The organism is Mycobacterium liflandii, from assembly GCF_022354805.1.
Lineage (GTDB): Bacteria > Actinomycetota > Actinomycetes > Mycobacteriales > Mycobacteriaceae > Mycobacterium > Mycobacterium marinum.
On record NZ_CP023138.1, the window covers coordinates 2,388,614 to 2,407,370 of the forward strand.

15 protein-coding genes and 4 pseudogenes are annotated in these 18,757 nt (G+C 65.7%); 9 read left to right on the top strand and 10 right to left on the bottom strand.

Annotation, left to right across the window (positions count from 1 at the left end; genetic code table 11):
* Positions 1–6 precede the first annotated feature (6 nt).
* The 5 genes and pseudogenes from CKW46_RS10870 to CKW46_RS10890 all read right to left on the bottom strand — a co-directional run.
* Positions 7–642, bottom strand: coding sequence for an HD domain-containing protein (locus tag CKW46_RS10870; protein ID WP_012393446.1), 636 nt, complete (start codon positions 640–642; stop codon positions 7–9).
* An 89-nt stretch (positions 643–731) separates the two neighbouring features.
* Positions 732–1,562 (bottom strand): oxidoreductase, encoded by an 831-nt coding sequence (locus CKW46_RS10875; protein WP_117438170.1) that lies wholly within the window; start codon positions 1,560–1,562, stop codon positions 732–734.
* 146 nt (positions 1,563–1,708) lie between these two features.
* Positions 1,709–2,911: pseudogene (locus CKW46_RS10880) on the bottom strand (ISAs1-like element IS2404/ISMul1 family transposase).
* A gap of 123 nt (positions 2,912–3,034) precedes the next feature.
* The gene (locus CKW46_RS10885; RefSeq protein WP_015355056.1) at positions 3,035–4,501 is read right to left on the bottom strand and encodes an Hsp70 family protein; all 1,467 of its coding nucleotides are present in this window, start codon (positions 4,499–4,501) and stop codon (positions 3,035–3,037) included.
* 82 nt (positions 4,502–4,583) lie between these two features.
* Positions 4,584–6,572: pseudogene (locus CKW46_RS10890) on the bottom strand (carbon starvation CstA family protein); the annotation flags it as partial.
* A 20-nt stretch (positions 6,573–6,592) separates the two neighbouring features.
* On the opposite strand from CKW46_RS10890, the pseudogene CKW46_RS10895 reads away from it, so the two are divergent.
* Positions 6,593–6,715 (top strand): annotated as a pseudogene (locus CKW46_RS10895) (hypothetical protein); the annotation flags it as partial.
* A 17-nt stretch (positions 6,716–6,732) separates the two neighbouring features.
* On the opposite strand, the gene CKW46_RS10900 reads toward CKW46_RS10895, so the two are convergent.
* The gene (locus CKW46_RS10900; protein ID WP_015355059.1) at positions 6,733–6,936 is read right to left on the bottom strand and encodes a hypothetical protein; all 204 of its coding nucleotides are present in this window, start codon (positions 6,934–6,936) and stop codon (positions 6,733–6,735) included.
* Positions 6,937–6,976: 40 nt separating this feature from the next.
* Here CKW46_RS10900 and CKW46_RS10905 point away from each other — a divergent pair.
* From CKW46_RS10905 to CKW46_RS10915, 3 genes and pseudogenes are all read left to right on the top strand, one after another.
* Positions 6,977–7,684 (top strand): annotated as a pseudogene (locus CKW46_RS10905) (multicopper oxidase family protein); the annotation flags it as partial.
* An 82-nt stretch (positions 7,685–7,766) separates the two neighbouring features.
* Positions 7,767–8,486: a hypothetical protein gene (locus CKW46_RS10910; protein ID WP_117435513.1), complete on the top strand. Its 720-nt coding sequence runs from the start codon at positions 7,767–7,769 to the stop codon at positions 8,484–8,486.
* A gap of 59 nt (positions 8,487–8,545) precedes the next feature.
* Positions 8,546–9,316: a hypothetical protein gene (locus tag CKW46_RS10915; protein WP_499019118.1), complete on the top strand. Its 771-nt coding sequence runs from the start codon at positions 8,546–8,548 to the stop codon at positions 9,314–9,316.
* A 14-nt stretch (positions 9,317–9,330) separates the two neighbouring features.
* Here CKW46_RS10915 and CKW46_RS10920 read toward each other — a convergent pair whose 3' ends face one another.
* Positions 9,331–10,065, bottom strand: coding sequence for a Crp/Fnr family transcriptional regulator (locus CKW46_RS10920; RefSeq protein ID WP_117435515.1), 735 nt, complete (start codon positions 10,063–10,065; stop codon positions 9,331–9,333).
* A 205-nt stretch (positions 10,066–10,270) separates the two neighbouring features.
* On the opposite strand from CKW46_RS10920, the gene CKW46_RS10925 reads away from it, so the two are divergent.
* The gene (locus CKW46_RS10925; RefSeq protein ID WP_231991728.1) at positions 10,271–10,747 is read left to right on the top strand and encodes a hypothetical protein; all 477 of its coding nucleotides are present in this window, start codon (positions 10,271–10,273) and stop codon (positions 10,745–10,747) included.
* A 4-nt stretch (positions 10,748–10,751) separates the two neighbouring features.
* Here CKW46_RS10925 and CKW46_RS10930 read toward each other — a convergent pair whose 3' ends face one another.
* Positions 10,752–12,293, bottom strand: coding sequence for an ATP-dependent DNA ligase (locus CKW46_RS10930; RefSeq protein ID WP_482053149.1), 1,542 nt, complete (start codon positions 12,291–12,293; stop codon positions 10,752–10,754).
* Between the two features lie 108 nt (positions 12,294–12,401).
* Between CKW46_RS10930 and CKW46_RS10935 the strand changes: the two genes are divergently transcribed.
* Both CKW46_RS10935 and CKW46_RS10940 read left to right on the top strand, forming a co-directional pair.
* Positions 12,402–13,160 carry an SDR family NAD(P)-dependent oxidoreductase gene (locus tag CKW46_RS10935; protein ID WP_015355064.1) on the top strand — a complete coding sequence of 253 codons (759 nt, stop codon included), beginning with the start codon at positions 12,402–12,404 and terminating at the stop codon, positions 13,158–13,160.
* A 110-nt stretch (positions 13,161–13,270) separates the two neighbouring features.
* A complete protein-coding gene (locus CKW46_RS10940) occupies positions 13,271–15,436 on the top strand; it encodes an acyl-CoA dehydrogenase family protein (RefSeq protein WP_482053150.1) in 2,166 nt (721 codons plus the stop codon).
* 33 nt (positions 15,437–15,469) lie between these two features.
* On the opposite strand, the gene CKW46_RS10945 is transcribed toward CKW46_RS10940, so the two are convergent.
* Entirely contained in the window at positions 15,470–16,144 is a 675-nt protein-coding gene (locus CKW46_RS10945; protein ID WP_011741193.1) for a winged helix-turn-helix transcriptional regulator, read from the bottom strand.
* 165 nt (positions 16,145–16,309) lie between these two features.
* On the opposite strand from CKW46_RS10945, the gene CKW46_RS10950 reads away from it, so the two are divergent.
* Positions 16,310–17,140 carry a class I SAM-dependent methyltransferase gene (locus tag CKW46_RS10950; RefSeq protein WP_117435520.1) on the top strand — a complete coding sequence of 277 codons (831 nt, stop codon included), beginning with the start codon at positions 16,310–16,312 and terminating at the stop codon, positions 17,138–17,140.
* Here CKW46_RS10950 and CKW46_RS10955 read toward each other — a convergent pair whose 3' ends face one another.
* Positions 17,141–17,491, bottom strand: a complete 351-nt coding sequence (locus tag CKW46_RS10955; protein ID WP_015355067.1) for a Zn-ribbon domain-containing OB-fold protein — start codon at positions 17,489–17,491, stop codon at positions 17,141–17,143. It lies immediately after the preceding gene.
* Positions 17,492–17,547: 56 nt separating this feature from the next.
* On the opposite strand from CKW46_RS10955, the gene CKW46_RS10960 reads away from it, so the two are divergent.
* On the top strand, positions 17,548–18,741 hold the full coding sequence (locus CKW46_RS10960) for a thiolase family protein (RefSeq protein WP_482053151.1): 1,194 nt from the start codon (positions 17,548–17,550) through the stop codon (positions 18,739–18,741).
* Positions 18,742–18,757 lie beyond the last annotated feature (16 nt).

The window sequence follows — 18,757 nt, forward strand, 5'->3', positions numbered from 1 at the left end:
CCAGGCCTATTCACCCCACCTACCCAGCGACTCCAGCTGTTCCAGGGCGGTGATGCCATTGGTGCGGCGTTCCAGGAGCAGGCCTCCGGGCACCGTGTAGGGCGGCGCCGCCTCGGGGCTGCGCTGCGCGTGGGTGGTGATCGCGTCGACCAGGGTGGTGGCCATGGACAGCCGTGGGTACTGATCGTGGATCAATGCGGCGGTCCGGTCGTCAACGAATTCGGCGTTGCGGCCGAAATCCATGCCCACCCCGGCGTGGACCAGATAGCAGATCGGTCCGCGCCGCTCGGCGATCCCGAAGCAAGTGTGCAAGGCGATGGCTTCCCAGACGGTGTCCACGACCTCGTTGTCGCAGCCGTGTTCGCCCAACAGCGCTGCGGCGAGGTCCGCGCCCTCGACCTCGAAGCGGGCCTTGCCGGGGGCGGCGGACCCGGCGCCCAAGTCATGAAGCACGCAGCCCAAAAACAAGGTCTGGCTGTCGTAGTCGACTCCGTGGCGCATGCCGTCGTGTGCGGCAAGTAGTTCGCCGAAGAGGTAACTGCGCACGCTGTGGTTGAACACCGCGGGCGACTCGGTGGAACGGGACAGCCGCAGTGCCGCTTGGGCGACGGTGGTGTCGACGAGCTCTGGAACTGATTGCATACCGGGCACGTTAGGGCGTTCGCCGCGTCGTGGGGAGTGGCCGATAGGTCGCTGACCGCACAATTTAGGTCAAGTTCGGGACCTGGCAGTTACGGGGTGAGGTTGGTGCCGGCCGTGAGTTGTTCCCAATCGGTGATCTCCACATCGCGCCGTTGCGCGATGTGGCGGTAGGCCATCAGCGCGTCGGGCCCCAGCAGCAGAAATGCCGGCGGGGCGGGTGATTCGACGGCGGTGATGATCGCGGCGGCAGCCTTGGCGGGATCACCGGGCTGGTTGCCGTGCATGGTGTCGTTCTCCTTGCGCCGTTGCCCTGCCGTGGCGGCGTAGTCATTGATCATCCTGGTCGATTGCACCAGGGAGCGGCCGGCGAAATCGGTACGGAAGGCGCCGGGCTCGACGACGGTGACCGATATGCCCAGCGGCGCGAGCTCCCCGTGCAATGCGCCGCTCATCCCCTCCATGGCGGCCTTGGCCGCCGCGTAGTAACCCGATCCCACCGGCGTCAGCGCCACCGCGATCGATGAGATGTTCACGATCGCACCGCTGCGGCGGGCCCGCATGTCGGGAAGGACGGCTTTGATCAGTGCCACGGTGCCGAAGAAGTGTGTCTCGAACAGGTCGCCGATCTCGGCGTCGTCGCCCTCTTCGACCGCCGCACGGTATCCGTAGCCGGCGTTGTTGACGAGTACATCGATGCCGCCGAAACGCTGCTGCGCCGCCTGCACCGCCGCAGTGATCTGGTCGGGCTCGGTGATGTCCAAAGCGAGGGGCAAGACCCGTTCGGGGGACCGCTGGGCCAAGTCGGCAACGCCGCCGACGCTGCGCGCGGTGGCGACGGTGTGGTGACCGGCGTCGATGACGGCTTCGGCCAGGGCGCGGCCCAGCCCGGTGGAACAGCCGGTGATGAGCCAGGTGGACACGGTGAAAGCCTCCTTGGCTATAGGTCAGGATCGTGCTGGGACGTGCCGTTGCAGCCGGAAGGTGCGGTTGAAGCCGGCCGGATGCGTGGTGAGGGTCACTTCGACCGCGCCGCTGGGGGCGATGACCAGGGCTCCGGCGTTGTTGATTAGCAGGCTTGTGAGCTGGGGAATTGTGGATTGAGGAGGTCTAGGCGGCGGTTGGCGGTCAAAGCGGTGATCCGGCAGGCTTCGGTGATGTTGTCGGCGCCGTTGAGGCGGTGCAGATTGATGGCGGTGTTGCGTAGCGTTGCTAGGACCTGTGCGCCGTTTCCGGTATGTGCCCTTTGACGGTCTTCGTCGAAGGTGACGTCGCGTATCCAGTGCAGGCTGTTCTCGATTCCCCAGTGTTGACGCATCCAGGTCATGATCGCGGTAGGGCGGGCGTGCTCGAACGGCAGGCTGCAGATGGCATAGACCACCTCCACGCTGCGCTGGTCGGTGGCGGTGATCAAGCGTTCACGAGTGATCCGGATGATTTGTTTTGCGTAGGGGAAGCCGATTCCTCGTGCAGCGGTGATGATTTGCAGGGTGCGGGTCTCGACACGGCCGTGGCCGCGGGAGTCGTCGGTAGCGGCTGCGGGCACCTCGGCCCAGGGCAGCGCGGTGATACGCGCAAGTATTTTGGCTTGGTTGGACTTGACGATCATCAGGTAGTGCGACTTCAAGGTGGCGCAGATCAACTTCGCGGTGACGACCTGGGTATGCATCGCATCCACGGTGACCAGCCACCGCAAGCTACCCGGCAGCAGCGTGAGCAGGGCACGTACGCAGGGAATTTCATTGCTTTTCTCGGCGACAGCGAGTTGACCGAGCACCAATCGGGCACGGTGGGCGAACACCGACACGAGATGCGTGGCTGTCGCTTTGGCGCGTAAAGCACCACGCAGCATCTTGCCGTCCAACGCGATCGGCACCAATCCACTGGGGTCGCTGCTGGCCACGTGTGCAGTGAAGTAACTGCCCATCCTGGCGTTGAGGTCGGCGGGGTCTAGCCGAGACAAAACAGCGCGGAAGGTCTTCTCACTGGGCCGCCGGAACCGGACCCCTAATTAGGCCAACACATCATCGGGAGCGGTGGCCGCCCATGTAGCAAAACCAGCATAGCCGCGCATCCCCGCGGCAGTGGCCAGAACCGCGATCGCCAACAAAGCCATCAGCGAATACCTCCGACCGCGTGGGTCCCTCGGGTCTGGCACCGAGGCCAACACACCGAGAAACTCCGATCCGATGAGCTCGCTGCGCTCACCAGGACTCCAGCGGTCGAACACCTCTGGAACCGACGACACAGGCAATACTGAAACGGTAGGCACGGGCAACTCCAGACCAACGACGAACAGTAACCAACTCGATCGTTCTCCAGATAGCCCGTGCCTACACTCCGGCCCCAATAGCGCGGCACCAAAGATCATCAACCCAGCTCACAAGCCTGCTAATCAACAACGCCGGAGCCCTGGGGCGATGACGTAGCGCTCCTCGACATCGGGCCCCTCGTCCCAGCGGCCGACCGGCTGATGCCCGAGGTCTTGCCGGTCACGAAGGGCCGGGTCGAACGGGAAGTAGACCGGATCGTAGGGCGTGACGTCACCGTCGGGGCGGCCGTTGACCAGGCGGCTGCACTCCACGAACCGGAAATGGCCGATGTTGTGCGCGGCCCGGTAGGTGCGCCGGATGACCAGCGGCGAACTTCCGTCGCGGGGAAGTGGGGAGTCTTTTGCCACGATGGGGTCAAAGACGACGTCGGCACCGGCTTGGGCCTCGCGAAAGACCCCGAAGTGTCGCGAGAAATGTTCGGAAAGCTCGAAACTCGCTTCGTGGTCGAGGAAGACGGCGAGCCCGATGGCGGTGGCCGCAAACGCGTGCGGCGAGCGTTTCACCCGCTTGTCGCCGAAGGTCGCGCGCAGCATGCGCGAGATCAGTGGGAAGCTCCCCGCCCCACCGGCCAGGTAGATGCCCGCGACTTCCGACCAGGCCACACCGTCACCGCCGGGCGCCGGATCACGCAAGACGCGCGACAGTACCCCGATCGTGTCGTCGACCAGCGGTGCACATGCGGAATACACGTCATCGATATCGCAGGAAAATGGTGGCCGGTCGCCCCCGATCCCGGTGAGGTCCATCAGGAAGCGGCGCGTCTGTGGCCCGACGGCTTCTTTGCGCGCGGCGCATTCCTCCTTCAGCACGTCGTATCCGGTGACGTCGGTTGCGGCCAGCTCCGCGATCTCGGGCAGCCGTGCGGCAACGAGTTGCAGTATCGCCTCGTCGAAGTCGTCGCCGCCGAGCCGCTGGATGCCCTCGCTGCGGACGACGTCGTTGACGTGGCCGGTCATCTTCAGCAGTGAGGCATCGAAGGTGCCGCCGCCGAGGTCGTAGATCACGACGTACTCGCGCTTGGCGGTGATGGTAGAGCGGTAACGATGTGCGTATTCCAGGCTGGCCGCAGACGGTTCGTTCAACAACGCGACTACTTGGAAACCCGCCGCCACGAAGGCATCCAGCGTCAGGAAGCGTTGTGCGTTAGACGCATTCGCCGGCACGCTGATCGCGGCCTCGACCGGCTCGCCGGGTGTCAGGCCGGCGTTTGACCGGTGTTGCAGATCGTCTTTGAGCTGTTCGAGGAAGCGGGCCAGCAGCTCGGTCAGCCGGTAGCTGCGGCCGGCCAGGCTGACTTCGGTGTGCGGTCCAGCGTCGTTGAGCAGACGTTTGAACGAACGCAGCACCGACCAGCCGGGATCGCGGCGCACCGCGGTTGCGTCCAAACCGAAGCGCAGCTCACCGGCCGCGTTGGCGGCGATGGCCGAAGGCCATGCGTCCACTCCGTCGAAGGACACGACGGGATAGTTGCCTCTGTCGACGACCGCAGCCACGGTGTGGGTGGTGCCGAAGTCGATACCGACTCTCATTGCGCACAATTCTAGGGCGCTACAACGCAGTTGGGCACTACCTGATTTCCGGCGCGCCGATACCGGATTGATCAGCGGGCGGTCATGATGGTCGCCCACCTTGCGTGTCGGCCAGCGCTGACCACTGCTGCGCTACCTCACGCTCGACGGCGGTGGGAACCAGGCCGGCGGGGGCGAACAGCTTCGACGGCATTGGCTCGTCTTCGGTCAGCGGGCGAGCGCTTCCGCGAAGTGCCTTGTAACACATTGCTATTCCAGCGATCGCAATGATGATGACAATGCCGGCGAAGACGATGGACAGGATCCCCTGCACCAACGTGTTGCGGATGACGTCGTCGAGCTGGTCGACATTGGCGGCCGAACCGAACGCCGTCTTGCCGGCGTCCTTGGCCTCCTGGTACCGAAAGTGCTGGGTCCAGTAGCCGACGGCGGGGTCACCGGAGAAGATCTTTTGCCATGACGCTGTCAAAGTGACGATGAGGTCCCACAGCAGTGGGACGCCCGGTATCCAGGCCCACTTCAGGTGACCCTTCTTGATCACGATGACGGTGATGACCGTGAGTGAGATCGCGGCCAGTAGCTGGTTGGCGATACCGAACAGCGGGAACAGCGTGTTGATCCCGCCCAATGGGTCGGTGACGCCCAACAGCAAGGTGCCGCCCCATCCCGCAACCACCAGTATGGTGGCCAACCATGCGCCCGGGCGCCAGCTCGGATTCTGCAGCTTGCGCAGCGGCCCGCCGAGGTTGCTCAGCGCATCGGACACCATGAAGCGTGCGGCCCGGGTGCCGGCGTCGACGGTGGTCAGGATGAACAGCGCCTCGAACATGATCGCGAAGTGGTACCAAAATGCTTTGAGGCCGATGCCGGCAAGGGCGCGGTTCATGATCTCCGACATGCCGAATGCCAGCGTTGGTGCGCCGCCGGTGCGCGACACGATCGAGTGTTCGCCCACGCCCGCGGCAGCCTGGGTGATCTGGTCTGCGCTGGCCGGATTTCCCGATAACCCGAGTCCGTTGACGTAGTCCGCGGCGCTGGCCGCCGTGCCGCCGGTCTTGGCGGCGGGGGCATTGAGCACGAAATACAAGTGCTGGTCCAGGATCGATGCGGTGAGGAGTGCGATGATCGCCACGAAGGACTCGGTCAGCATCCCGCCATAGCCGATCAGGCGCATCTGGCCTTCCTTCTCCAGCATTTTCGGCGTGGTGCCCGAGGAGATCAGCGCGTGGAATCCGGACAGCGCGCCGCAGGCGATGGTGATGAACAGAAACGGAAACAACGCGCCGGCGAACACCGGCCCGTCACCGGTCATGGCGAATCGGGAAACGGCCGGGGCCATGATGTCGGGCCGAACAACCAGCACGCTGACGGCCAGCAGCGCGATGGTGCCGACTTTCATGAACGTAGAAAGGTAGTCACGCGGTGCCAGCAGCAACCACACCGGCAGCACCGACGCCGTGAAGCCGTAGATGATCAGCAGCCATGACAGGGTGACCGGCGACAGGCTGAACCAGGATGCACCCCACGATGTTTCGGCAACCCAGCCGCCGGAGACCACGGCCAACAGCAGCAACCCGATCCCGATCCCGATCACCGACACCTCGGCGACCCGCCCGGGCCGCAGGAACCGCAGATAGCAGCCCATGAACAGGGCAATCGGAATGGTCATCGCGATCGAGAAGACACCCCACGGGCTTTGCGACAGCGCCCGCACCACCACCAGCGCCAGCACCGCGATGATGATCGTGATGATCACCGGCACCCCGATGAGCGCGGCCACCCCGGCTGTCGCGCCGAGTTCGTCGCGCACCATCTGCCCGAGCGAGCGCCCGCGCCGCCGAGTGGAGATCCACAACACCAGGTAGTCGTGCACGCAGCCGGCGAATACCGCTCCGGCCACAATCCATATGGTGCCGGGCAAATAACCCATCTGGGTGGCCAAAACCGGACCGACCAGCGGACCGGCTCCGGCGATGGCGGCGAAATGGTGGCCGAACACCACCCGACGGTCGGTGGGCACGTAGTCCATGCCGTCGTCGAGATATTCGGCCGGGGTGGCGTGATCGTCGCGGAGCCCTGCATGGCCTCCAAGTGAGCCCAGAAGACCCCGCGGACAACGTCTTTCTGCAGATCGGCCCGCTAAACGATCACCAATACAGCTACGACATCCCAAAGGATCAGCCGGCTGGCTTGTATTGGTACCACCCCCATTTCCACACGGCGACCGCACATCAGGGCTGGAACGGGCTCTCCGGCGCAATCATCGTCGAGGGCGACATTGACGCGGTGCCCGAGATCGCCGCCATGCGTGAGCGCACCATCGTGATCAACGAGCTGTGGATCGCCGATGACAGCGGTGAGGTTCCGTTAACCGTGGTGGCGCCCATCGCGGGCGATGTGCCGTTCGCCTCCTTTCCCTCAGTGCCGTCGAGCATGTACTACACCGTCAACGGCCAACTCATCCCAGACATCACCATGCAACCGGGTGAAGCCCAGCGCTTTCGGGTGCTCAACGCGTGCCCGCATCGGTCGATATGGCTGCACGTGGAAGGGCATTCACTCGAGCAGATCGGAACCGATGGGACGCCCTACGCCGCCCCGCGCACGCGCCAGCACATTTTCTTGTCCTCGGCCAACCGGGCCGAGTTCATCATCAAAGCGGGCGAGCCCGGGCGCTACCGGATCTACGCCGAAGCCTACGACCAGGGACACCCCGGTGGCCCCCGCCCTTATCTGCCGCTGGCCACCCTGGTGGTGCGCGGCAAACCGACCGACACACCGATGCCGAAGACCCTGGTGGAGCCGCCACGGATGCCGAACCTGCCGGTGTCGCGGCGCCGGGTTCTGGTGTTCTCCGGCGATATCAGCGGGCGGACCGGTATGGGAATCCAGTTCCTCATCGACGGTAAGGAGATGAATATGGACCGGATTGATCAGGAGGTCGAGGGTGGCACGGTCGAGGAGTGGACGATAGTCAATGAGGACGTCTTCCAGCACCCCTTGCATATCCACATAAACCCGTTCCAGGTTGTCGACGTCCAAGGGATCCCAGCAGGTGACACCAGTTGGGCGGCGGCCTACGAGCCCGACATCTGGTGGGACACATTCCGCCTACCACCGTACCGCAGGTATACGTTGCGGACCTACTTCCGTCCGGACGTGACCGGCAAGACCGTCTATCACTGTCACATCCTGCCCCACGAAGACAGGGGAATGATGGGCATCTTGCTCGTCGATCCCCAGGGCAGTATCCGAAGGGGGCGCCGTGAGGCTGCGCCGCCCGCTGCTGGCCGCATTCATCGCCGCTCTGGTGTTTGCCGTCGGTCCCGCGGTGGCCGAGCCCGAAGATGCCCAGTTGCCGCTGCACAAGGAGGGTCGCTATGTCTTCACCCAGCAGCATCGGGACAATCTGAGTTGGTGGAACCGCACCTGGACTCCGCAACTGGTGCCCAAGGGTGCAATGCTGGAAGTACAGCTTCCCAGCACCCCGGTGCACTGGATTCCCTACGGAGAACCGGAGTGTCAGCCGAGCCCAGGCTGGGACTGGGCCGAGATCAGCGGTTCCTGGTACCCCGACGGTCCGCCGCGCCATCAGCGTGTGCCGGTGCAACTGGTCGGTCAGCGTATTGTTCCCAACCCAAACCGCATGAGGGAGTCGGCCAACCCCTATGAACTTCCGGGGGTCTACATCCCGTTCGACAAGCGAGTGTTGGGCAGCTCGACCCTCAGTGTGTTCGAGTACCGACTCGAGACCGGTGCCCCCGACGACTATTGGGCGGGCAGGGGCCTGGCGACGATATGCTTTCGCCCCGAACCGATTCCCGAAGATGTAAGGGTGCTGGGCTTCCCGCCCGATACTCCGCCCACCTTCGTGCTTACCTTGGTGGTCGGCGTGCGACAGGCATCCTATGGGGGTGGTCTGCCGCCGACCCCACTGCCGGCACCGCCGGAGGTGCGCCCCATGCCCGACGAGCCTGCGCCATAGGCACTCCGGCACAGAGATTGCAGATGGGAGGTCACTACGATCCGGCTAGGAGCCGACGAATGGCGCGGCGCCTTTCAAAAGCATTTGATCAGAATGTGATTCGGACTTGGCGCTGGCTTCTAGGCTCAGGGCAAACCCCAGAGTTTCGGCTGCCGTTGATACGGATGAGCACCAGCCACGCCAACAGATCTGCCCGACGATTTCGAGATGGCAGCCATGGGATGCCCGGCGTACGATACGAAGCCATGCGAGTTGCGGTGTACGCATGGGTGTCGATCGCGGCGGTGCTGGCCGCCGCCGTCGGCCCTGGACTCGCACCGGATGTTGCGCGAGCGGATCCACCAGGCGCGCACACAATCACCTACATCGCGAAGGTGGATGCCCCGATCTCCAGCGGACGGGCCATCTACATGGTCAACGACACCTACACGGCAACCGCCCCGTTGAGCGCGACCGGCCGCGAATTCACCACCACTACGATGCTGGCCGATCCGGCGAAAGCGGCGATGCAAGTAAGTATCCCGTGGCCGTACTCGGACAATGTGCACTGCGAAATCGATGTGGACAACCACATTGTCGCGCAGGTGGATCAGTTCGTGGCGTCCACGCCCGGCAACGGCGACCCCAACTCCTACGGAGTGGTGTCGTGCGGCGCCGGGTCGTTGCCCGTGCCGCTGTGGTGGGCGAAAATCTGCGACGCATGGTGGTGTACGGATACGTCGTTGCCGTCTAACGCCCGTGATCAAGCCCGCGCCGACGTGACGCGGGACTCGGATCTGGGGCGCAGTCCTTCGTGGCCTCCGCCTGACCCAAATGAGCCGGCCACCTAGTTCGGGCTGCCGGCCTAGCGCGCTCTGGCGCTGAGCCCGTTGACGTCAACGATCGATATCTCAGCGTAGCCGACGGCGATCAACCCGTCACGTTCAAAGCCCTTGAGGATCTTGTTCAGAGACGGTCGCTGCACACCGAGCATTGCCGATAGCGTGCGTTGCGCGAGTTGTACTGATCCTTCCGATGATTCGTCGAGCAGTAGCTGGGCAACCTGAGCCGGAAGCGGTCGGCCCAGCAGGGCAATGAGCCGGGCTTGCCCGGCTGAGACGCACTGTGCGACCGATGACAGCCAGCGCCGCGCGATGTTGGGGTGGCCTGCCAGTAGGCTCTCGAAGTTCGCCCGGTCCAGATAGAGGCAAGTGCTGTCCTCGAGCGCGCGGGCGGTATAGGCCATCGGCATCTCCAGCAACAGCGGAATGTCTCCGTCGACATCGCCGCCGCGCAGCACATCGACGACTGCGCGCCGCCGCCCCGAACCTACCGCGAGCTCGATCTGTCCCTGTCGCACAATCCACACCCCGGTCGGATCTTGGCCGAGATTGAAAAGTACTGCCCCGGAGGTGAACTGACGTTGACTAAGGGTTCCGGCGAGAGCCGTGAGGTCGTTGGGATGCAGCGGCGCTGCCGCTCCCCGCCCGACGCAGCGGGCCACCCACGCGGCGTGGCGGACTTGCGACTCACTGGGTTGCGCGCCACCGGTGAAAAGGGTGACCGCCTCTCGAAATCCCGATCCGCGGCGTTCGCTCATCGTCGTGCCCTCCTAGATTCCTGTAATCCTGATGACATTTCCGCGGTGTGCGCAAGGTCTAGCGGATTGAGTGTCAGCGGCGCCGCTTCTCATGCGCCGACGTACGGAGGTATTCGAAATGGCAACTGCTGCTTCATCTGGCTCGGAGGCATCGACAATATCCCGCCAGGCCGTGCGAGGCCTGCTTATGGGCGGGGGAGCGGGTGTGCTCGCCTCGCTGGTGATGGCGATGTTCGCGATGCTGGCCGGCGCCACGCTGCTGCACAGCGGGTTCTTCACCCCGCTCTATCGCATCGCCGCTACGTTCGTCGGCCCCGACGCGATGGTGCAGTCGATGCGGGCGGCCACGGCGGGACAACTGTTCACCTTCATCGCCGCGCCGGCGGTGCTGGGCGCGCTCGTGCACATGATGGTGGGCGCGGGGTATGGCGCGGTCTTCGGGCTGATTGTGGACCGGGTGCGACTGCGCGGCGTCGCCCTGGTCGGCGCGGCGCTGGTCTGGGGCCTGGCGGTTTTCGCGGTCAGCACCTGGATTGCCTTGCCCGTTTCGGCGGCGCTGTTCGGCGGCGGGGATCCGGTGCGCAACATGGCGGCTGCGGCCGGTTACGGCCCCTTTGCCGTCCAGCACCTGATCTACGGGGCGGCGCTTGGCCTGCTCCTGCTCAAACCGGCGAACCGCTAGCGCGTCAATACAGCGCCCGCACGGTGTCGATGGTGTCTGCGTCGGCCGGCCCCTTGTCGTCGCGGTAGCGCACCACCCGGGCGAAGCGCAACGCCAGCCCGCCGGGATAACGCGAGGACGCCTGCACGCCGTCGAAGGCCACCTCGACCACCTGCTCGGGGCGCAGCGCGACCACATAGCCGTCGGTGCCCCCCACGGCAAGTTCGGTGAATTGCGCGGTCTGCCAGTCCAGCATGGCATCGGTCATGCCTTTGAACGTCTTGCCCAGCATCACGAATTCGCCGGTGGCGGCATCGCGGGCGCCGAGGTGAATATTGGACAGCTTGCCGCGTCGTCGTCCTGACCCCCACTCCACCGCGAGCACCACCAGGTCCAGCGTGTGCACCGGTTTGACCTTCAGCCATCCGGCGCCGCGGCGGCCGGCCAGGTAGGGCGCGGTGGGGGATTTGGCCATCACGCCTTCGTGGCCGGCGGCCAGTGTTGCCCGCAGAAAATCGGTCGCCGCGGCCGCGTCTGCGGTGATCAGCCGATCGACTCGGTGCCGGGCCGGCACCACGGCGTCCAGGGCTGCCAGCCGGTCGGTGGTCGGCGCATCGAGTAGGTCGCGTCCATCCCGATGCAAGATGTCGAAGAAGAACACCGACAGCGGCTGTTTGGCTTGGGCGGCAGCGACATTCACCGACCGGCCAAATCGTGATGCGGTGACCTGGAAGCGATGCGGCCGGCCGTCTGGTTGCAGGGCAATCGCCTCGCCGTCGGCAACAAGATCGCGGACCGGCAGCGCCAGCGTTGCCTGAACCACCTCCGGCAGGCGGGCCGTGACGTCGTCGAGGCTTCGGGTATAGACGGTGACCTCATCACCGGTTCGGTGGATCTGAACCCGGGCGCCATCCAACTTTGCCTCGAAAATTGTTGCACCGCCATGGCGTTCGAGGGCATCGGTGATGCTGCCGGCGCTCTGCGCCAGCATCGGCCCGATCGGTCTGCCCACCCGCAGCGTGAACGAATCCAGCGCGCCGGCCGTGCCCGATGACCCGGCCGCCAGGCACGCCGCCGCCACCGTCGGTAAATCCCCGCCCAGCATGGCGGCTCGTTGCACCGCCGTAGCGGGGACTTCGGCCGCCCTGGCGACGGCGTCGACCATGATCCCGGCCAGCGCGCCCTGGCGCAGTTCGCCGCTGAGCAGCCGCACCAGAAAGGCCTGCTCGGTTTCGGTCGAAGCGGCGAACAACCGAGTGATGAGTTCGCGGCGGCGGGCCGCAGACCCCTTACCCGACACCGCGCCGATCTCGCTGAACGCCGCGTCGGTACCGGTGACGGTGAGCGCCGGGCTACCCGCGGCCGCGGGCAGCGACCGCAACGTGGCCCAGCCCACGCCGATCTGGCGCTGCCGCAGCTCGCCGGAGAGCCACGCCACGACGATCGCGACCAGCTCCGGGTCGGGTGCGGCCGCGCGTAACAGCTCGGCAATCCGTGCGACCTTGGCCAGCCGAGACGAGGTGCCGCCCACATTAAGCGAAGTGCTTGCTATGTCGATGAGGAGCACGTTTCGAGCTTGGCATGAGTCGCTGACATCAATGCACGGTAGACGCGCTAGCGTTCCGAGATAACGTTACAAATTGTCATGATTCTGACAAGGCATCGAGAGGTCCGGATGGAGATCAGCGGCAAGAAGGCCGTCGTTATCGGCGGCGCGTCGGGGATGGGTCGTGCCACCGCCGAATTACTGGCAAAACGCGGTGCTGACGTGGCGATACTGGACCGCGAGGGGTCCGACGGCAAGAGTGTTGCCGAGGCGATCGGCGCGGCGTTCTACCCGGTCGATGTCACCGACTTCGCCGGCACCGAAGAGATCCTGCAGACCGCGGTTGATCGTCTCGGCGGTCTGCACGTCATCGTGACCACCGCCGGCGGTGGTATCGCCAAGCGGACCCTGACCAAGTCCGGTCCGCACGACCTGGAATCCTTCCGCTCCGTGGTGGATCTCAACCTCATTGCCACCTTCAACATCAGCCGGCTCGCCGCCGCGCACATGGCCAACAACGAGCCGGAGGACGACGAGCGCGGCGTCATCATCAACACCGCATCCATCGCGGCCTTCGAGGGCCAGATTGGGCAGGTCGCCTACACGGCCGCCAAGGCTGGAATCGCCGGCATGTGTTTGACCATGGCCCACGATCTGGGCTCGATGGGGATCCGGGTGCTGGCTATTGCGCCGAGCCTGTTCCTCACCGGGCTGACTGCGATGGTCCCCGACGAGATGGCCGCCCAGCTGGTCAAGGACGCCGCCTTCCCGAAGCGGATGGGCCGGCCCGAGGAATACGCCAAGCTGGTCGCGGCAATCGTGGACAACCCGATGCTCAACGGGCAGTGCCTGCGACTAGATGCGGGACAGCGGTTCGCGCCCAAGTGAGTGACCCCACAAACCCCGCCGATCGCACCGCACATATTTGAGTACACTCTTTAGGTGATCGGCCGGGCCCGTAACGAGGCGAGCTTGGCAGTGCCGCGAGGAGGGCCCTGATGGGTATCGCATTGACCGACGACCATCGCGAGCTTGCCGAGGTAGCCCGCGCGTTCTTGACCCCGCAGAAGGCGCGCTGGGCGGCGCGTTCGCTGCTCGATTCACCCGATGAGTCGCGACCACCCTTCTGGCAGGACATGGTCGAGCTCGGTTGGCTCGGCTTGCACATCGACGAGCGTCACGGCGGCTCCGGCTACGGATTGCCTGAACTTGTCGTGGTAGTCGAAGAACTCGGCCGTGCGGTGGCGCCCGGCCCCTTTGTGCCCACCGTTATCGCTTCGGCGGTGCTCGCCAAGGAGGGCAGCGACGAGCAGCAGACGCGGCTGCTGCCGGGCCTGATCGACGGCACCGTCACCGCTGGCATCGGCCTCGACGGCAACGTACGGGTCGAGAACGGGGTCGCCAGCGGTGATGCCGGGATCGTGCTGGGCGCGGGACTGGCCGAGCTGCTGCTGGTCGCCGCGGGGGACGACGTGCTGGTGCTGGACCGCGGCCGCAGCGGTGTGTCGGTGGAGGTTCCGGACAACTTCGATCCCACGCGGCGCTCGGGGCGGGTGCGGTTGCACGAGGTGAAGGTCAGCGGGCAGGACCTCTTGTCCGGCGTCCGGGCCGCGGCGCTGGCCCGGGCGCGGACCGTGCTGGCCGCCGAGGCGGTCGGCGGCGCGGCCGACTGCGTCGACGCCGCTGTCGCCTACGCCAAGGTGCGCCAGCAATTCGGTCGCACCATCGCCACTTTCCAAGCGGTGAAACACCATTGCGCAAACATGCTGGTGGCCGCCGAGTCTGGGATCGCCGCGGTATGGGATGCCGCGCGGGCAGCCACCGAGGACGAAGAACAGTTCCAGCTCATCGCCGCAGTGGCCGCGCTGCTGGCGTTCCCGGCCTACGCGCGCAACGCCGAACTCAACATCCAGGTGCACGGCGGGATCGGATTCACCTGGGAGCATGACGCGCATCTGCATCTACGCCGGGCGCTGGTGGATGCGGCCCTGTTGGGCGCGGAAGTGCCGGCTCGTGATGTTTTCGAGCGCACCGCCGCCGGAGCGACGCGAGAGAACAGCCTGGACCTGCCCGCCGAGGCCGAAGAATTGCGTACCCAGATCCGGGCCGACGCCGTCGAGATCGCTGCCCTCGACAAGGCTGCCCAACTCGACAAGCTGATCGAGACCGGTTATGTGATGCCGCACTGGCCCAAGCCGTGGGGGCGCGCGGCGGATGCGGTGGAGCAGCTGGTGATCGAGGAGGAGTTCCGCAAGGCGGCCATCAAACGCCCGGACTATTCGATCACCGGCTGGGTGATCCTGACGCTGATTCAGCACGGGACCGCTTGGCAGATCGAGCGATTCGTGGAGAAGGCGCTGCGGCAGGAGGAGATCTGGTGCCAGCTGTTCTCCGAGCCGGAGGCCGGATCGGATGCGGCCTCGGTCAAGACCCGCGCCACCCGGGTCGATGGCGGCTGGAAGATCAACGGCCAGAAGGTGTGGACCAGCGGCGCGCAGTACTGCGCCCGCGGTCTGGCCACCGTACGCACCGATCCTGACGTGCCCAAACACGCGGGCATCACCACGGTGATCATCGATATGAAGTCGCCCGGGGTCGAGGTCCGCCCGCTGCGTCAGATCACCGGTGGTTCGGAATTCAACGAGGTGTTCTTCAACGACGTGTTCGTTCCCGACGAAGATGTCGTCGGCACGCCCAACTCCGGCTGGACGGTCGCGCGGGCGACATTGGGCAACGAGCGGGTCAGCATCGGCGGCAGCGGTGGCTACTACGAGGGCCTGGCCGCCAAGCTGGTCAAGCTGGCCCAGAACGGGGTGGATCGATTGGCCGGCGCCGAGATTCGGGTCGGGTACTTCCTAGCCGAAGACCACGCGCTGCGGCTGCTCAACCTGCGCCGGGCCGCGCGCAGCGTCGAAGGTGCCGGTCCGGGGCCGGAGGGCAACGTCACCAAGCTCAAGCTGGCCGAACACATGGTGGAGGGCGCGGCCATCTCGGCGGCCTTGCTGGGCCCCGAGATCGCCCTGCTAGATGGCCCCGGTGCGGTGATCGGCCGGATGGTGATGGGCGCTCGCGGCATGGCGATCGCGGGCGGCACCTCGGAGGTGACCCGCAACCAGATCGCCGAGCGGATCCTCGGCATGCCGCGTGATCCTTTGATCAACTAGCGCCCGCGGCTCGGGGTCATCCGCCTCGCGGGCTCAGGCCGGGCGGGGGACCGCCGCCAGGCGCGATTGGCCGAGCCAGGCGGGCACCGACCGGCGCACCTGCGCCGGCCCGTCGATGCGCACCCCGCCGTTGAGCATCGCCCGCGACCAGGACTGGTCCCCGCGCCAGAGCTGAGTCAGCGTGAGCAGGCTGGTCTCGACGGTCGCGGCAACCTGATAGCCGGGGTCGAAATCGCACACGTCGGCCTCTCCCTCGGACACCAGCAGCCACCAGCGTGCGGCTTTGGGTGCCACACCGGCCAACCGGAACGCCAGGACCGTGCGGGCCCGCGGCCACGCGTCGATGGGTACGGTGCGCCGGATATCCCACATCAACAGGTGCGGATCGAGGTCTTCGTCGCCGAGCTCAGGTATCCAGCGAATGCCCCACTCACCGAGTGCATCCACCACCGTGGCGAGCTCGCGACCGCAGGTTGTCAGCGAGTACGAGGTGCGCCCCTCGATATCGCTGCGTTCAACGACAGCGGCCTTGGTCAACGACTTGAGTCGCTTGGACAACAACGCCGGTGACATCTTGGGTACCCCGCGGCGCAGGTCGTTGAAATGCGTGCTGCCCAGCAGCAGCTCCCGAACCACCAGCAGTGTCCATCGTTCGTCGAGCAACTCCATCGCCTTGGCGACCGGGCAGAACTGGCTGTATGTGGACATCGCGCAAGACCCTCCAGTCAACTGTGTCCAGTAGACGCTGTGGCGATCGAATTGACTAGTACAGATTGTGTACCGCCGCAGGTTCACATCTGTCACTGGAAGTGATTCAGCGCCGGCCCGACGATGGTGATCAGTCATCAGAACAGCCCAGAAAGGTAACTCGTCATGACGACCCTGGCCCGGACCGAACCGACCGATCGCGGTTACGAAAGCAAGCATCGCGCCCTGTGGGCATTGGGCGACTATCTGGCCGTGGCCACCGATCTGGTGTCGCCACTTGGCCCAATCCTGTTGGAAGCCAATCGAATCAGCGCCGGTGACCGGGTGCTGGATGTCGCGGCCGGATCTGGCAACGTGGCGATACCGGCCGCGCTGGCCGGGGCTGACGTCATTGCCAGCGACCTGTGCCCGAACCTGCTCGAGTGCGGCCGGGGGCTGGCGGCCGCCCGTGGTGCCAGCCTGCGCTGGGTGGAGGCCAACGCCCAAGCCTTGCCGTTCGACACCGATGAGTTCGACGCCGTGGTTTCCTGCGTCGGCGTCATGTTCGCGCCGTATCACCAGCCCTGCGCCGACGAGCTGGTTCGAGTGTGCCGGCCCGGCGGGGTGATCGGTTTGATCAGCTGGACCCCAGGCGGATTCATCGGTGAGATGTTCACGACCATGAAGCCCTACCTGGCCCCTCCGCTACCGGGCGCCCAGCCGGCGCCGCTGTGGGGAACCGAAGGCCACGTCCGTGAGTTGTTCGCGGATCGGGTCACCGACTTTGCCGTTCGCCGCGGTGCGTTGCTGGTGGACGAGTTCGCCGACGGTGCGTCCTTCCGTGACTACTTCAAAGCGAACTACGGGCCCACCATTGCGGCCTATCGGGCGATAGCGGCCGAACCCGATCGTGTCGCGGCGCTGGACGCGGAGCTGGCCGCACTCGGCGACCGGTATCTGGCCGGCAGCTCGGCGATGGAATGGGAGTACCTGCTGGTCACCGCGCGCAAGCGGTGATCAGCGCCCGGCCGGTGCGAAAAGCGGCGCCCCGCCGGTGCCCCGCTCCGGCCGGATAGTGACCGGCATGCCACAGGTCACCGAATCGGGTTCGCAATCAACGATATTGGCGGCCACTCGCAGCCCGGCTTGCTCGCTGAGTTCTACCAGGGCGATGATGTAGGGCGTCGGGATGTCCGGGTGGTACCGGTGGTGGTTGACCGTGTAGGTAAACACCGTGCCGCGCCCGGATACCGGACGTGGCACCAGCGCGGCGTTGCAGTCATCGCACCGTCCGGTTGCCGGGTGTACCCAGCGAGCGCAAGTATCGCAGTGCTCGATGAGCAGCGAGAAGATCGGCTCGGCGGACACGCTCAATACAGTACACTTTATTAATTCGTGTACGCGGGGCCTTCGGACGGTTGCAGATGAAGCATTTCGAGAAAGACGCGATCCTATCCGGTATCGGGATTTCGCGGATCGGCCGTCGAACCGGCATCCCCGGGCTCGAACTGACCATGGAGGCGGTGCGGGCCGCCGTTGCCGACGCCGGCCTGACCCCCGCTGATGTCGACGGCATCGCGACGCTGGGCGACACCCCGGCCGCCGACGTCAACGCCGAACTGCAGATCGACGCCCCGGACTGCGGAACCGGCTTCGGTACCGGCGGGTTGTTGAGCCCGGTGATGTCGGCCTGCCGTGCCGTCGCCGAGCGGCGCGCCCGTCATGTGATCGTTTACCGGACCATTCAGATGCTGGGCGGCACCGTTGCGCTCCAACCGGAGCAGGACGCTCCCGCTCCGCCGCTGGCCCGCATGTTCGATGTTGCCGAGGGTGCCCCGCGCCCGGCGGTGGGGCCGATGGATGACATCACCGATCTCATTGCGGCGCATGCCTACTCGGCGGCGAACTGGCTGGCGCTGAACTGCCGCCGCCACATGGAGCTGTATGGCACCACAAGGGAGCAGCTGGGCTGGGTCGCCCTCAACGGGAGGCGCAACGCGGCGTTGAATCCGCTTGCCGTCTATCGCGAACCCATGACCATGGCTGACTACTTGGGGGCGCGCCCGGTGTCCACACCATTGGGCTTGCTGGATTGCGATGTGCCCATCGACGGCTGCGTCGCGGTGCTGGTCTCGACCGCCGAATACGCGCGTGATTGTCGGCACCGCGCTGTCCGGGTCGAGGCGATTGGGGGATCCGATGGGTCCGGCGGCTGGTTTCACCGCGCCGACTATCCCAAGATGGCGATGTCGGACGCCGCGGCGCAGATGTGGTCGCGCACCGCGTTGAAACCAGCCGATCTCGACGTCGCGCAGCTATATGACGGCTTTACGTTTCTGACCCTGGCCTGGCTGGAAGCCCTGGGCATTTGCGCCGACGGCGAAGCCGGCCCGTTTGTCGAGGGCGGAGCGCGAATAGCGCGTGACGGGAAGTTGCCGCTCAACACCTACGGTGGCCAGCTATCGGCGAGACGCATGCATGGCTACTGGGCACTGCATGAAGGCTGTCTACAGTTGTGCGGGGATGCGGGGCAGCGGCAGGTGCCGCGCCGCCCAGAGGTCGGGGTGGTTTCTGTGGGCGGAGGACCGATTGCCGGATGCATGTTGTTGACGTGTTGAATCAGCTGGTGGGGTG